Annotated in this window: 12 protein-coding genes and 2 pseudogenes; 11 read left to right on the top strand and 3 right to left on the bottom strand. The window is 63.2% G+C overall.

From position 1 onward, the window contains the following. Positions 1 to 15 precede the first annotated feature (15 nt). Entirely contained in the window at positions 16 to 1,914 is a 1,899-nt protein-coding gene (locus tag MMB92_RS20070) for a glycoside hydrolase family 28 protein (RefSeq protein ID WP_200061106.1), read from the bottom strand. Between the two features lie 521 nt (positions 1,915 to 2,435). On the opposite strand from MMB92_RS20070, the gene MMB92_RS20065 reads away from it, so the two are divergent. The 4 genes from MMB92_RS20065 (at position 2,436) to MMB92_RS20050 (ending at position 7,992) form a co-directional block, all read left to right on the top strand. Next, on the top strand, positions 2,436 to 3,992 hold the full coding sequence (locus MMB92_RS20065) for a methyl-accepting chemotaxis protein (RefSeq protein WP_277562883.1): 1,557 nt from the start codon (positions 2,436 to 2,438) through the stop codon (positions 3,990 to 3,992). A 32-nt stretch (positions 3,993 to 4,024) separates the two neighbouring features. Further along, positions 4,025 to 5,122: a beta-propeller fold lactonase family protein gene (locus tag MMB92_RS20060; protein ID WP_059497476.1), complete on the top strand. Its 1,098-nt coding sequence runs from the start codon at positions 4,025 to 4,027 to the stop codon at positions 5,120 to 5,122. A gap of 319 nt (positions 5,123 to 5,441) precedes the next feature. Continuing rightward, a complete protein-coding gene (locus MMB92_RS20055; RefSeq protein WP_277562882.1) occupies positions 5,442 to 6,587 on the top strand; it encodes a mandelate racemase/muconate lactonizing enzyme family protein in 1,146 nt (381 codons plus the stop codon). Positions 6,588 to 6,705: 118 nt separating this feature from the next. After that, positions 6,706 to 7,992, top strand: coding sequence for an MFS transporter (locus MMB92_RS20050; protein WP_059497474.1), 1,287 nt, complete (start codon positions 6,706 to 6,708; stop codon positions 7,990 to 7,992). Positions 7,993 to 8,339: 347 nt separating this feature from the next. On the opposite strand, the gene MMB92_RS20045 is transcribed toward MMB92_RS20050, so the two are convergent. Beyond that, on the bottom strand, positions 8,340 to 9,242 hold the full coding sequence (locus tag MMB92_RS20045; RefSeq protein ID WP_059542980.1) for a LysR family transcriptional regulator: 903 nt from the start codon (positions 9,240 to 9,242) through the stop codon (positions 8,340 to 8,342). 130 nt (positions 9,243 to 9,372) lie between these two features. Between MMB92_RS20045 and MMB92_RS20040 the strand changes: the two genes are divergently transcribed. The 4 genes and pseudogenes from MMB92_RS20040 to MMB92_RS20025 all read left to right on the top strand — a co-directional run. Beyond that, a complete protein-coding gene (locus MMB92_RS20040) occupies positions 9,373 to 9,780 on the top strand; it encodes a cupin domain-containing protein (RefSeq protein ID WP_059541789.1) in 408 nt (135 codons plus the stop codon). Beyond that, positions 9,780 to 10,259, top strand: a complete 480-nt coding sequence (locus tag MMB92_RS20035; protein ID WP_277562881.1) for a cupin domain-containing protein — start codon at positions 9,780 to 9,782, stop codon at positions 10,257 to 10,259. Before MMB92_RS20040 ends, MMB92_RS20035 begins: the two co-directional genes overlap by 1 nt. After that, positions 10,201 to 11,052, top strand: a complete 852-nt coding sequence (locus tag MMB92_RS20030) for a carboxymuconolactone decarboxylase family protein (RefSeq protein ID WP_346828522.1) — start codon at positions 10,201 to 10,203, stop codon at positions 11,050 to 11,052. The genes MMB92_RS20035 and MMB92_RS20030 overlap by 59 nt, the downstream gene beginning before the upstream one ends. A gap of 25 nt (positions 11,053 to 11,077) precedes the next feature. Then, a pseudogene (locus MMB92_RS20025) lies at positions 11,078 to 11,440 on the top strand (SDR family NAD(P)-dependent oxidoreductase); the annotation flags it as partial. Between the two features lie 113 nt (positions 11,441 to 11,553). Here MMB92_RS20025 and MMB92_RS20020 read toward each other — a convergent pair. Then, positions 11,554 to 12,114 (bottom strand): annotated as a pseudogene (locus tag MMB92_RS20020) (Tn3 family transposase); the annotation flags it as partial. A gap of 224 nt (positions 12,115 to 12,338) precedes the next feature. Here MMB92_RS20020 and MMB92_RS20015 point away from each other — a divergent pair. The 3 genes from MMB92_RS20015 to MMB92_RS20005 are packed head-to-tail and all read left to right on the top strand — an operon-like array spanning position 12,339 to position 15,340. After that, positions 12,339 to 13,955: a Mu transposase C-terminal domain-containing protein gene (locus MMB92_RS20015; protein WP_062883924.1), complete on the top strand. Its 1,617-nt coding sequence runs from the start codon at positions 12,339 to 12,341 to the stop codon at positions 13,953 to 13,955. 10 nt (positions 13,956 to 13,965) lie between these two features. Further along, entirely contained in the window at positions 13,966 to 14,835 is an 870-nt protein-coding gene (locus MMB92_RS20010; RefSeq protein WP_062883925.1) for a TniB family NTP-binding protein, read from the top strand. Further along, positions 14,828 to 15,340 (top strand): TniQ family protein, encoded by a 513-nt coding sequence (locus MMB92_RS20005; RefSeq protein WP_080465451.1) that lies wholly within the window; start codon positions 14,828 to 14,830, stop codon positions 15,338 to 15,340. The genes MMB92_RS20010 and MMB92_RS20005 overlap by 8 nt, the downstream gene beginning before the upstream one ends. Positions 15,341 to 15,401 lie beyond the last annotated feature (61 nt).

The following is a 15,401-nucleotide window of genomic DNA, read 5'->3' as shown; positions in this document are numbered from 1 at the left end:
GCGGTTCCGTGAGGATCAGCGAAGGTCGGTGATCGTGGTGTTGTAGAGTTGCCCCGCGATCAACACGTTCTGCAGGCTAATGCCGTTCACGTTCCACGCATAGATCGGACCCGGCGTGGTGGTGCTGGCCGGCCCCGTTGCGGTGGGCGAGCCGAAGTCGCAGTTCGAGATGGTCACACCGGTGATGGCGGGAATCGTCGGGGTCGGCGCCGGACCGTTGTAGTCGAACGCCACCGGGCCTTGCGCGACGATCGCCTGGAAACACGAGCCGGTCGCGCTGCCGAGCGTGACGTTGGTGGCCTTCACGTTAGTGATGTTGACGTTCTGCACGAGCGCCGGGCGCGTCCGGATCGCATCGCCGGCGGGTTGGTAGTCGCAATCGAACGTGATCAGGCCGCCCTGCGATGCCGACGGATTGCCCGACGCCAAGGTTGCCACGCCGAGCTGCACGGTGCTGTTGATCGGGCTGCCGGCCAGCATCTTGCTGCCGTAGCCGCCGCCCGTCAGGCTCACGCCGTTCGGCAGTGTCACGCCGTTCACATAGAAGTTGCGCACGAAACCGCCGCGATTCATGTTGGTCTTGATGCGGATAGCAATGTTCAGCGAATTGGTCGCCCAGTGCTGGTTCAGCATCGTCAGGTTGCGCGCGTAAACGTTCTCGATGCCGCCGCCCATCTCGCTGCCGAGTGTGATGCCGCCGTGGCCGCTGTTCATGGTGCAGTTTTGCACCACGTGGTTCCGTGCCGCGCCGTATTGCGTATCGAGATCCTTGCCCGACTTGATCGCGATGCAATCGTCACCTGTGTTGAAGATCATACCGTCGCACAGCACGTTAGTGCAGGCATCGGGATCGAAGCCGTCGTTGTTCGGGCCGATGCTGTCGGCCATCACGCCGCGAATCACCACGTTTGTGCAGTCGGTCGGATGGTGCTGCCAGAACGGCGTGTTCTGGGTGTGATAGTTCTCCATTAGGACGTCGGTGCACCCGATGAATTCCACCATGCAGGGCCGCAGGTAATGGCCCAGCCCGAAGATGCGCTGCGCTACCGGCACACCGGCCTCGGACAGCGCGGGCAGGTAGTTCTGATCCTGCTGCCACGGCGTGGCCGGATTGGTCAGCAGCGTATACAAAGCGTCCGGAATACCGGGCGCGGCCGTTTTCAGGTCGACGTTGTTCGGGTTCGTATAGGCCTGCGACGGCGTGGAGGAGCCAGCGCAACCGTAGACACCCGTGTTGCCTTTGTAGGTCCACCAGCAGGTGGCCGTGTTGCCCGAGCCGGCGAACGGCGTCATCGCCTGCCCGTTTAGGATCGAGGTGGTGCCTTCGCCGGTAAGCGCGATATGGCTGGCGTTGCGTGCGTACACTAGCGCGCCGAAGTTCAAGCAGTCGTTGGCCTGCCAGCGGCTATAGAACAGCTTGCCGTTGGCGCCGCAGTCGACGGGGCCGTCCTTGGCGTAGTCGGCCGGGTTTGGGCTGAAGAAGATCGTGCAGTTCGCACTCAGGTGAAAGTTGACGTTGCTCTGCAGCACGATCGGCCCCGCGCAGTACCAAGCGCCGGCCGGCACCACCACGCGTCCGCCGCCCGCTGCCGAGCAGGCTGCGATCGCAGCCAGGAAGGCTGGACGCGAATCCACCGCTCCAGCACCTGGGGTGGCGCCGGCGCCGGGGCTGAGCGGCGATTTGGTAGCATCTGTATACGGGCTGCTTTGCGCAACGACCGAACACGGCTGGGCGCCGTAGGCCTCAACCTGGAAATCGAGGGCAGGGAACGACGACTGCGCGATGCCATTCAGCGAGGCGATGATGTTGGTCGCCAGGCCACTCGGCCCCCAGATTGGATCCGCCGCAGGCACGCTGGCGGGGGGCGGAGTGTTGTCGGTACCACCGCAAGCGCCGAGCAGGGCGCCGCCCATCAGGGCACTGCTGTAGCCGAGGAAATGGCGTCGAGTGATCCTGGGTATGGAGGGATGCCGAACGGTGCCGTCGGGTTGTGGATCGAAGTCGTTGTCGGTCACTGCTGTCTCCGTCTTTTTCTTGTGATCTTGTCGATGAGGCGATACCGTCGCCAGGGCCGTTGTCATACGATGACACGATGATATTATCGCTGAATGCACCAACGCTCCCGTCCGTGTCTACCCTAAGAACAAGCCGTTAGATTGCGCGTTATTATTGCCCCCCATGCGGCATATGAGGTTCACCGGGGTTTAGGCGGATTTCGGTCAACCTCAAAAGGGGGAGAGGTTTCCTGTGGAACAGCGCGAAAATCGTGTATAAGAGGTACGATGTCACATATCGAAATTCGCGACCCATACGCGGGTCACCACGTAACGCACCCCGCAATCCACCCAACAATGCCAGAACGTGCGTGGCTGATGCCCGGGACGTCCCACGTGCCGTCACCGCGACTGATGACCAAGCAGCGACAGGAACCAAGATGCGCAACATGACGGTGCGAGCCAGCCTGCTCGCGGCACTGACGATGTTTGGGGTGGTGATCGTGATTGGCGGCATCGCCGGCATCGTGTCGCTGCGAATGGCCGATGCGAACGCGCAGCGCCTGCATGAGATTTCGCGCCAAACCATCCTCGTCAACGACGCATACAAGGACAGCACCCGCACGCGTTCGGCGCTGGTGCGCGCCTATAGCGCGCTGAAAGAGCGCAACGACACGGCGGCGCGCGATTCGGCCTTGCAGAGCGCGAATCGCACCTTCGAACGCTCCGCGAGCGAAACCAGCGCATATCGCGACGCAAGTGCATTCGACGGCATGGATTCGGAGCTCAAACGACAACTCGTGGCGTCGTCGGACCGGCTTGCGGCCCTGCTCGCGCGCGCGGCCGACGCGCTGCGCAATAACGACACTGCCGGCTACGTGACCATCAACGACCGCGATGTCACCCGCGCGGGCATGGTGTACTCGGAAAACGTCGAGAAGCTGCAGACACTCGCGAACACCCTGACCGAACAGGCGCTCAACGACGGCAACGCGCGCTACCGGTGGATCCTGGGCTTCGTGGTGGTGGGCGTCGGGCTGGCGCTTGCGTTGATGGTCGTCACGCACGTCGCGCTCACGCGCATCGTGACGCGCCCGCTCGGCGAAGCGGTGGCGGTGCTCGACCGCGTCGCGTCGAACGATCTGACCGTGCGCGTGCCCGAGGCGGGCCGCAACGAATTCGGCCTGCTTTTTGCGGCCATGCGGCGGATGCGCGACGGACTCTCGCGCACCGTGAGCGGCGTGCGAGACAGCTGCGACGCGATCCACACGGCTGCACGCGAGATCGCCGCCGGCAATCTCGACCTGTCGAGCCGCACGGAGCAGCAATCGGCGTCGCTCGAGGAAACCGCCGCGAGCATGGAGGAACTGACCTCGACGGTCAGGCAGAACGCGGCGAACGCCACCGAGGCGAGCACGCTCGCGAGCGGCACGGCGGACCTCGCGCGCCGGGGCGGTGACGTGGTCGGCCGCGTGGTCCGGACAATGCAGGATATCAGTGCAAGCGCGCTCAAGATCGCCGAGATAACGAACATGATCGACAGCATCGCGTTCCAGACCAACATTCTCGCGCTGAATGCGGCCGTCGAATCGGCGCGCGCGGGCGAACAGGGGCGTGGCTTCGCGGTCGTCGCGGGCGAGGTGCGAACGCTCGCGCAGCGCAGCGCCAGCGCGGCGCGCGAGATCAAGGAACTGATCGGCGCCTCGATGAACGAGGTGCGAAACGGCAACGCGTTCGCGGCCGAAGCGGGCGCGGCGATGGAGGAGATCGTGGGCGCCGTGCGCAACGTGGCGACCATCTTGGTGGAAATGTCGTCGGCGACGAGCGAGCAGAGCGCCGGCATACAGCAGGTGGGCGTCGCCGTGAGCCAGATGGATCAAGCCACGCAGCAGAATGCGGCGCTCGTCGAGCAGGCCGCCGCCGCCGCGGATGCGCTGGAGCATCAGGCGCAATCGATGAAGGACGCCGTGGCGGTATTCCGTCTCGGCGAAGCTTGACGGCTTTCACCAACAATAGAAAAAAGGACGAAATGAAAACGACGATGAAGTTGCGCCGTGTGGCGCTGGCGTTCTCGGGCCTGGCCGCATCTTTCGCCGTGCACGCGGCGACATACGCCTACGTTTCGAACGCCGACAGCCAGGACATCTCGGTGTTCCGCCTCGACGCACGGGCCGGCACGCTCGCCGCGGTCGAAACCGTGCCCGTGAACGGTACCGTTATGCCGATGGCACTCTCGCCCGACCATCGTCGTCTGTATGCGGGGCTGCGCTCCAAGCCCTACAGTGTCGTGAGTTTCGCCATCGATCCGCTCGACGGCCACCTTGTTGAACTGGGTCGTGCGCCGCTCGCGGAAAGCATGGCATACCTGTCGACCGACATGACCGGCCGCTATCTGATGTCGGCATCGTACGGCGGCAACCTCCTGGCGGTGAACCGCATCGACTCGGATGGGGTGGCAGCTAACGTGCAGCAGACCGTCAAGACCGGGCCAATGGCGCATGCTATCCGCGTGTCGGCGGACAACCGCTATGCGTTCGCATCAGTGCTGGGCGCCGACGCGTGGTTGCGTCTCAAGTTCGACGCCAGCACCGGCACGCTCACCGAGGACGCGCAGCCCGCGTATTCTCTGCCGAAGGATTCGGGCCCGCGCCATTTCGTGTTTTCCGCTGATAATCGCTTCGTCTACCTGATCGACGAGCTCGACGGCAAGCTGCACGTGCTTGCCTTCAATCGGGCCAACGACACCATTAGGCCGGTCCAGACGATTTCGATCTTGCCGCCCGACTTCAAGGGTGACAAGCCGTGGGGAGCCGATCTGCATCTCACACCGGACAGCCGCTTCCTGTTCATCTCCGAACGAACCTCAAGCACGCTGGGCGCCTATAGCGTGAATACGGCCACGGGCAAGCTGGTGCGGATCGGCACGTACGCGACCGAAAAGCAGCCTCGCGGCTTCAACATCGATCCGTCGGGACGGTATCTGCTCGCGGTGGGGCAGCTGTCGCCGACGTTGAGCCTCTATCGCATCGACGCGAAAACGGGCGGGCTTGCCACGCTCGGCCAATATCCGGTCGGCAAGGGCGCGAACTGGGTCGAACTGGTGAACTTCGACGGATCGAATCGCTGACTTATCCAGGCTGGCTGGCCATCGAGGCAGGCGATGCCGACCCGGGTCCCGTTCACCATCGGCCCGGCGCCCGCGGTTCCATTTTTTCCGCCTGTAACAGTCATAAGATGTCGCATGACAAACCCATGTATAAATCATCCCACCTATAAGGGGAAGAGGTCTGGATATATTGCCGTCGGATCACGTAAGTTGTACGATGACAGACTGCTATGGGAGCCGACGTGACGCAATCGAACGACCTCGCAAAGCTGCCATTGCATTGCACTTTCTGCCGTCGGCCGCTTCCATGCCACCGACCCGCCGCACCGGGAATCTGTTCGTGAAAATCGTCACCATCGAAGTCATTCGCCTCTCGCTCGCATTCGATGCGGGCCGCCGTCCCGTCGCCGCTGTTGAACCGACCGTCGCCGATACGTATAACGCCGCAGACCGCTCGCTGCGTCGCATGGAGTCGCTGCTAGTCAGGCTCACCGATGACGCAGGGCGCGTTGGCTGGGGCGAAGCATTCGGTCATCTGATCAATCCCGTCACGTTCGCCGCGCTCGAAGGCCCGGTTGGCCGTTGGTTCAAGGGCGCCGAACTCGAGCCGACGCGGCACGGGATCGCCACATTGCGTGACGCGGCCGATCGCGCGCTGCATGCGTTCGGCCGCACCGGACCGGTGCTGTACGCATTGTCCGCGATCGACACGGCGCTGCACGACCTCGCCGCGCAGGCGGCCGGCGTGCCGTTGTATCGGTGGCTCGGCGGCCACCGCGACGAGATAGACGTGTATGCGAGCCTGGTCAGCTACGACAACGACCCCGACGAAGTCGCGCGCCACGTGCGGCGGGCGTCGGACGAAGGGTTCGGGCGCATCAAGCTGCACGAGACGCAACGTGCGGCCATCGCGGCCGCGCGTGCGGCACTGCCGGCCGGCAGCGAACTGATGGTCGACGTGAACTGCCCGTGGACGGCGAGCGACGCGCTGCGGCATGTGAGCGAGCTGGCCGACCTGCGGCTCGGCTGGATCGAGGAACCGGTTTGGCCTTGCGACGACGCGGACGGCATCGCGCGTGTGCGCGGCGTCGGCGCGCCGATCGCGGCGGGTGAGAACTCGTCGGGCGTCGCGGGCTTTCGCGACCTGTTCGAACACGGCGCGCTCGACGTCGCGCAGCCTAGCATTGCGAAGATCGGTGGACCGACCGGCATCGCGGAAGTGATCGCGCTCGCGGCGGAGCACGGCGTGCGGGTCATGCCGCACTGTTTCTATTACGGAGCGGGGCTGCTGGCGACCGCGCACGTGGTCGCGACGCTACCGGACGACGTCGCGCTCGAAATTCCCTATCTCGACTGGCCCGAGCGGCTGCATGACGCGCAGCGGCCCGGGGCGCGGCTGCGCTTGCCCGATGTGCCCGGGCTTGGCTTCTTGCCGGACGAAGCAGTGCTGGCACGCAACACGATCGCGCACGCGACGATCGGTTGAACGCAGGAACGGTGCGCTCGGCGCACGCACGCGAAGCCGTTGCCGGTTTGGCGGCGCAATCGGAAATCAGGAAGCCGGGTGGATGCGCAGGCACGTGCCCGGCTCGACAGGAGACAACATGAAAACGCGTTACCGCTGGTGGATCGGCGCGCTGCTGTTCGGCGCCGGTATGCTGAATTATCTCGATCGCGCGGCGCTGTCCGTCGTCGCGCCGATCATCAAGCGCGAACTCGGCATCGACGACGCGCAGATGGGTATCCTGTTCAGCAGCTTCTTCATCGGCTACTGCGTATTCTGCTTCGTCGGCGGCTGGGCCGCGGACCGATTCGGGCCGCGTCGAGTGTTCGCGTGCGCGGCCGGCGTGTGGTCTCTGTTCTGCGGCGCGACCGCGCTCGCCGGGTCGTTCGCGCACCTACTGATCGTACGCGTCGCGTTCGGGATCGGCGAAGGGCCGATGGGGACGACCACCAACAAGGCGATCTCGAACTGGTTCCCGCGCCGCGAAGCGGGACGTGCGGTCGGCTGGACCAACGCGGGGCAGCCGCTCGGTGCGGCCATCGCGGCGCCGATCGTCGGCCTGGTTGCGCTGCAGTTTGGCTGGCGCGTTTCGTTCGTTGTGATCGCCACGCTCGGCTTCGTGTGGCTGGCCGCGTGGTGGGCGTTGTTCCGCGACGATCCGGCGAGCCACCCGCGCGTGTCTCCGGAAGAAGTGCGTGAGATCGCATCCGACCGGACGGTCGGCGTCTCACTGGATGCGCATGCGGACGATCGCGCCGCGCGTCCGTTGCTGCGCGATCTGTTGTCGCGGCCGGTGCTCGGCGTCGCGCTCGCGTTCTTCAGCTTCAACTACGTGCTGTATTTTTTCCTGTCATGGCTGCCGAGCTACCTGACCGACTACCAGCATCTAAACATCAAGCAGATGAGTGTCGTCGGGATTCTGCCCTGGCTCGGCGCGACCGTCGGGTTCGTGGCCGGCGGCACCGTGTCGGATCGCATCTACCGCCGCACCGGCGACGTGCTGTTCGCGCGCAAGATCGTGATCGTCGTCGGGCTCGCGGTCGCGGCGGCTTGCGTGCTGCTGGCGTCACGGGTGAGCTCGCTCGGCGCGGCCGTCACGCTGATCGCAATCGCAAGCCTTTTCGCGTTCATGGCACCCCAGGCTTGCTGGTCGCTTCTGCAGGAAATCGTGCCGCGGGAACGTGTCGGCTCGGCCGGCGGGTTCGTTCATCTGCTCGCGAATCTCGCAGGCATCCTGTCGCCAAGCTTGACCGGCTGGCTCGTCCAGTATGGCGGTGGGTATGCAAGTGCATTCGTGCTTGCGGGCGCGTCGGCGCTCGCCGGTGCGGTTATCCTGACGTTCGCGGTGCGCGTGCGGGCCGTTTCGCAGATGCGCCGGTCCGCCTGACGAAGTAATCCGTTGAATTGGCAACGCTGGAGTGAGTGTGACGTTGTTCAATCATCATGAGCTGCTCCGAGTTTTGTGGAGGCTCCAACTCTTGGGAAATGGTATGGAGGCCTCCCTCCAGCCTCGCGAGGCGCGGGCTTTTGATATGAGCGAACGCATAGCGCAAGACCACTTGGATCTTCACGGCGAAGCGGAGGCTAGCGATGAATCTGACACCAGTTGGAATCGACATTGCAAAGACTGTATTCCAGGTGCATTAGGTAGACCTGACACTGACGAGGTTGTGCCGCTCTCTACACTCGGGGCGAAAGCGAGCTCGGTGCTTGATGACGAAACGTGTCCCATGCTTAACGTGCATTGCCCACATACCCAGCCCTAAGCGCGTCGACCACCAGCTCCACCGATCGCGACGACTTGCGCCGGCTCGGGTAATAGACGTGGTGCCCGACGAACGTCGGAAACCAATCCTCCAGCACCCAGCTGAGCCGTCCTTCTTCAACATGATGCGTGACCAGATCTTTCGGCACATAGGCGAGCCCGAAACCGGCGAGGGCCGCGTCGACCATCTGATAGACGTTGTTAAATGTCAACTGTCCTTCGACGCGGACCTGCAACTCGCGTCGCCCCTTGCTCAACTCCCACGATAGCAGCGCGTTTCTCGTCGGTAATCTAAGGTTGATGCAGTTGTGCTGGGTCAGTTCGTGCGGCGTCGTTGGCACCGGTCGGGACGACAGATAACCGGGAGAACCGACGATCGACATCGTCATGTCCGGCGCGATACGCTGCGCGATCATGTCCTTGGCGACCTGGTCGCCGAGCCGTACGCCGATGTCGTAGCGGCCGGCGACCAGGTCGGTCAGACCATAGTCGTTCACCAACTCGACCCTGAGCGCGGGATACTGACGCAGCAGCGGTTGCAGCCGCGGCCACACGTACTCGTTCGCCGCATAGTCGGTCGCGGTGATCCGGACGTTGCCGGTCGGCATGTCCGTCATTGCGCGTAGCGATTCCAGTTCCGCCTCGATTTCCTGAAAGCGGGGAGCGATCGATTCCAGCAACCGTTCGCCGGCCTCGGTCGGCGACACGCTGCGGGTCGTGCGCGTCAGCAACGGAATGCCCATTCGCCCCTCGAGCGCGCGCACCGTTCGGCTCAACGCCGATTGAGACACGCCGAGCTGCGCGGCAGCCCGCGTGAAATTGCGCTCGCGCGCGACGGTCATGAATGCGACCAGATCGTTGAAGTCTTCCATTGATTTATGCACCACAGCATAGGCCTATGCCGATTTTGCCATCTAGTCGCGTGAATCGCGAGTCGTTAAAGTGCGATGGCTGACCGCTGGAACGATCCATGCGGCACCCTTTTCGGAAGAGGACGACATCATGGAACTGAAGCGCGCGGGCTCGCAGGCCTCGATCAAAGGCCCCGCAGAATGGTTCACCGGCACGGTCCGGATCGACCCACTGAACGCACCGCCGCCGCCGGCGCGCGTGTCGTGCGCCAGCGTGACGTTCGAGCCGGGCGCACGCACCGCATGGCATACGCATCCGCTCGGCCAGACCCTGCTCGTGACTGCCGGCTGTGGCTGGACGCAATGCGACGGCGAGCCGCGCGTCGAGATCCGTGCGGGCGACGTGATCTGGTGCCCGCCGGGTCACAAGCACTGGCACGGTGCGACGTCGACCACCGCGATGACGCATATCGCGATTCAGGAGGCGCTCGATGGCAAGAACGTCCACTGGCTGGACAAGGTGACGGACGAGCAATACTTCGGCAGCGACGAACCGTAATGAACGCGCCCGCTGCCTTGGTCTTGATGCTCGCCTGCGCCTCATTCGCCGCATCGGCCGACGAGGCGGTAAGCACGGGCATCGCGGTTGCGCGCAGCGGCACGCGATCTTCCGAGCCGGGCGCGCCGCAGCGCTTCACGGGCCAAGTGCGCATCGATCCGCTCTTTCAGGCGAACCCGCCTTTGCGCCTGTCGGGCGGTCTGGTCACGTTCGCGCCCCGCGCTCACACCGCGTGGCACACGCATCTGCTCGGCCAGACGCTGGTCGTGACTTCGGGACGCGGCTGGGTTCAGGAATGGGGCCGGGAACGACAGCCGATCGTCGCGGGCGACGTTGTGTCGATTCCTGCCGGCGTCAAGCACTGGCACGGGGCGTCCGCCACGACGGGCGTCACGCATATCGCGCTTCAGGAGGCGCTCGATGGCAGCAACGTCAACTGGCTCGAACACGTCACCGATGCGCAATACGGCGCGCGGTGACGAGCGTACGCGCTGCCCGTTGCGGCTCGTCGCCGCGACGGGCCTGGCCCTGCTTACCGCCGCGTGCACCCACATGCAAAGGACCGACATCATGCAGGAAACCTTGTCTTCCACCGATTTGAAAGCCGTTGCCCCGGCCTTCGAGCGATACACGACGCACATCGTGTTCGACGGCCTGTGGAAGCGGCCGCAACTATCGCCGCGTGATCGCAGCATCGTGACGCTGTCGGTGCTGATCGCTCGCGGCCCGACCGGCGAGATGCCGCTGCATGTCCGCCTCGCGCTGGATCACGGCGTGAAGCCCGCGGAAATATCGGAAATGATCGCGCACCTGGCCTTTTACGCGGGATGGGCCAACGCGAGCGCCGCATCGATTGTCGTCAAGCACGTCTATGACGAACGCGGCATCGGGCCCAATCAACTCGCGCCGGCGGACGTTGCGCCGCTGCCGCTGAACGAGGCGGCCGAGGCGCAGCGCGCACGGTCGGTCGCGGAAAACTTCGGCGCCGTCGCGCCGGGCGTGGTCGCGTACACGACCGATGCGCTGTTTCGCGACTTGTGGCTTCGCCCGGGGCTCGCGCCGCGCGACCGCAGCCTGGTGACGGTGAGTGCGCTCGTCGCCAACGGCCAGGTGGCGCAGATCCCGTATCACCTGAACCGCGCGATGGACAACGGGCTCACGCAGGCCGAAGCGTCCGAGACGTTGACGCAACTGGCGTTCTACGCGGGATGGCCGAACGTCTTTTCGGCGATGCCTGCGTTCAAGGACGTATTTTCACGGCGCGCGGCTTGACGCGCGCGCAACTGAAGAGAGGAGCATCGTTACCGAAAACATCGATGGCAAAGTCGTCGTCATTACCAGCGCGAGCAGCGGCCTCGGCGAAGAAACTGCGCGGCATCTCGCGAAACGCGGTGCGCAGCTGGTGCTCGGCGCACGCCGCGTGGACCGGGTGGAGCGGCTCGCCGACGAAATCGGCGCCGGGCGGCAAGCAGTTCTCGAAACGGACGTTACCGACCGCGACGCAGTCGAGCGCCTGGTCGATCGCGCGGTCGACATGCACAGCCGCATCGACGTGATGCTGAACAACGCCGGGCTGATGCCGAGCCCGATGCTCGAACGCCTGCACGTGGACGAGTGGGACCGGATGATCGACGTCAACACCAAGGGCGTGCTGTACGGCAGCCGTCAGCTCTGCCTTGCAGATTCAACCCGGCGGCTGACGGTCCAAAGAACCGTTCGGGCGGCTCCACAACGGCCGCTCAGTGTTGCGCGCGGCAAGGCCGATCAGCATAACAACGCGCGCTGAAGCTGGTGGACCGACTCGCCGCGATTCAGCAGCGCATGCAGCTCCCGGCGGAACGCCACGTTGCTGAAGTAATCGCACAGGAAAAGCGTGCGCAGCAACTTGCCGAGTTGATCGGCGGCCCGATGCACCGGGTCGCCTTGTGCGGCACTGCCGAACCGCTGCAGCGCAACCACCGCGCTGACGCGGCCGGACTGAATCGAGGCGACGAGCCGCAGCAGCTCGTCCCAGCCGTCGCGAATCGCCTTGAGCGAAACGTCGTGGGCCACGACCGGCGCCAGTCCTTCGGAGACGGCAAATCCGCGCGGCAAATACAACTTGCGCTCGGCCAAATTGCGCAGGCCCGGACACAGATCGAAGCCCAGTAGCTTCGAGACGGCCATCCCCACGCTCGTGTACCCGTGCGTGTCGACGGAGAGTCGCAACAGTCCGCCATCGTCTCGGTTTTCGTTATGCCGCAGTACACCTTCGATGGCCACGCCCGCCTGCCGTTCGTTCAGCACGATCGGTTGGTTATAGACAATGCCGTGCTGATCCAGCACGTGCGTATAGTGTAGGCGTTCATTATTAGCGCTAGCCGTGTTCAGAAACGTTGCTAGCGGAAATTCTCAAAGAAGCCTCGGCGAACAGGGACTTTTTGGAGCTTTCTGTCGGCTGCTTGGCCGTTGCGTTTCTGCAACAGAAACTTGGCCTATGTTCACTAACGTTGCTAGCACGTTGCACGTGTTCTTTAATACTGCTAGCGCACGTGTCGCGTGGATTGATAGGGATCCATATGGCTTCGATCGAAGAGCGGGCCGCTCGAGCAGCGAAGATTGCGTCCGTGCTTCGACCGCTTGGCAACGGCGTGCTTTCCCGACAGCAGGCTGAACGAGCAGCACAGCTATTAGGCGTTCACTGCACCACCGTATATCGCCTGCGTCGACGTTTCCTCGCAGATCCGGTCGCCAGCACATTAGAGCCAAGGCAGCCGGGTAGGGCGACCGGGGGCAGACTGGACGCCGCCGTCGAATGCGTCATCGACGAGGCCGTGCACGAATGGCTCCCTGATCAGCGACACCTTGCGCATCCTGCAACTGATCTTGTACTTGAGGTGAAACGTCGTTGCAGCGTTGCAGGTCTATCGCCTCCAAGCAGGTCAACAATTGCTCGACGGTGGCTCTCCTATCGCGAGCAGGATGCTTTGGCACGAGCTGCGCTCCCGAACGCTGCAGTTGCCCCTGGCACATTCCAGGTCCGACATCCGTTAGATATCGTGCAGGTTGATCACACGCAAGCGGACATCCTGCTCGTTAGCGAACTGGACGGACAGATTATCGGTCGACCGTGGCTGTCTGTGGCTCTCGACGTTGCTACGAGATGTGTGCTTGGCTTTTATGTCGCAATGGAGAGGCCGGGGGCTGCGACGGTAAGCTTGCTCCTCTCGCGCGTAGTTCTGCGCAAAGAGCCGTGGCTCGAAAGACTAGGCGTTGAGGCTGACTGGCCGATGCGCGGTATCCCTCGAACGCTGCATCTTGATAACGCGGCCGAATTCAAAAGCCGTGCCCTTCGCAGTGGATGCCGCGAGTACGGCATTGAACTGATGTACCGACCGGTGGGCAAGCCGCACTTTGGTGGCCACATCGAGCGGCTGAACAGGACCTTGATGGAGCGCGTGCGTGGCCTCCCTGGTTCGACTGGATCGTCAGTCAAAGGGCGCAAGGCGCGCCAGGCCGAAAAGACAGCTTCACTTACGTTGAAGCAGTTCGAGCAGTGGCTGGCTGTCGAGATCGGCAGGCGTTATCACTGCAGCCCTCACCGCGGTTTGTTGGGACTTCAGCCCGCGCAAAAGTGGCAGGAAACATGGCGAGCATCGGATTCACGATGCTTGCCAGCTCAACCGGATGCCGAACTGAAGTTTCTGATCCGGTTTCTGCCAGTCGCATCCCGGACCATTCAGCGGGACGGCCTCAAGCTCTTCCTGATCCGCTATTGGCATCCCTTGTTCGCGGCATGGCGGGAAACACGCCGGTCCGTGACGATCCGCTATCACCCAGAAGACCTCTCGCGCATCTTCGTAAGCGCTGGCAGAGGCAGTTTCGTTGAAGTGCGATACGCGGACTTGCGTCGGCCTCCCATCTCGCTGTTCGAACAGCGTGCAGCTTTGCGAGCTATCCGGGCTAGGGGACAACGGGCAGTATCGGAGAGGGAGATATTCGAGACTGTTGAGCAGCAGCGACAACTGGTCGTCACTTCCCAGCGGGCTAGTCGAGCGCGACGCCGCATGGCGCGTCAAGCTGGCGGTTTGGTTCCGAAGAGCAGCATCGAAGATCTTTCACTCACTGAACAGCGGCAGGTCGAGCAGGTGAACTACGACGCACCAGTTACCGCGTATGACGTTGAACAGTGGTAGGGGGGCCAGCATGAAGCAAGATGATTTCGCGCATCTGCTACCCGCAGCAAGAGATCAGGTCCTACTCGGAAAAGAGGATCGCATAAAGAGTCTGCTACGTGACCGGTGGATCGACTATCCCCGAGCGACTGAAGCTTTGCAGCTACTGCAGCGGCTCTATGACACGCCGAGACGTGAGCGCATGCCGTGTCTTCTGCTGCACGGCGACTCGAACATCGGGAAAACCAAGATAACGGCCAAGTTCAGGCGGGCGCACCCCTGCGAGTTCGACGAGAGAACCGGGGTAGAGCGGTGTCCGGTCGTGAGCGTACAGATGCCTCCCACCCCCGATCAGCACCGCTTCTACGCCGCTTTGCTCTTTGAGCTCGGTGCGCCACATAACCCCGCGGCGGGGCTTGCCACACTCGAGCGGCTCGCTCGCGACATATTGCGGCGGATGTCGCCGCAGATGCTAATCGTAGACGAGGTTCATCACCTGCTCGCCGGAACGTATCGTGAGCAACGCGCCTCTTTGAACCTTCTAAAATACCTAGCCAACGACCTGCAGATTAGCATGGTCCTTGTCGGTACGCGCGATGCCGTTCTAGGGCTTCAGACCGATTCGCAGATGATCAGCCGCTACAGGCCATTCGAGATCCCAAGGTGGAGGGAAAGTGAAAGTCTTCGCAGGCTCATGGCTGCGTTCGAGAAAGTCTTGCCGCTACGAAAACCATCGAATCTGTCGCGGCGTGAGATTGTCCAGCTCGTTCTCGAGATAAGCGGAGGGCTAACTGGCGCCATATCTACGATCCTCAACGAAGCAGCCGAGTTGGCGATCAGGAACGGTGACGAGTGCATCGATATCGCTCACCTTGAACGAGTTGCCCGCGCGCATGTCTGAAACCCACAGGCCGTGGCCCATCGCACCTCGCCCCTTCCTGGAAGAGGCGTTTGGTAGCTGGTTGGGTCGCATCGCGGCGCGGTATCAGACGAGCGTAGACTTGATCTGGGAATCGGGCACAGGCGTAGCGATGCCTAGCCTGACCAAGGCCGGCTGGATCCTCTTTCCCCCAGTTCCATCCCCAACCCTGAGCCGTCTATCTCGCGCAGCGCGGCTCAACGACGGTATTCTGAGCATGATCCAGACGCCGCATGAGTGGGTCTTCGATCAGAAGTACTTGGTGTATTGCTTCAGATGTCTTGTTCTGAACGACGCCGATGTCACTGCGTCACGGTGGAAGAGGGAGTGGCTCGATCCGTCAGCCGACTACTGCCGGGTGCACCACAGCCTGCTCGAGACTGTTCCGCAATCGATTTTTGCCAGAGCTCCGAATTTCGACGCCGCGCTGCGGGCGATATCACGTTATCGATGCCCACCGCTTAGGCTGAGCAAAACACTACGCTAGCAGTATTAGTGAACATTGCTAGCACTCCTTTGGGCACGGCTAGCATTGATTGTGAACTCCT

Origin of the sequence: Burkholderia sp. IO2 (assembly GCF_029522185.1) — a bacterium.
GTDB lineage: Bacteria > Pseudomonadota > Gammaproteobacteria > Burkholderiales > Burkholderiaceae > Burkholderia > Burkholderia cenocepacia.
This window is presented reverse-complemented; position numbering and strand designations above follow the sequence as displayed.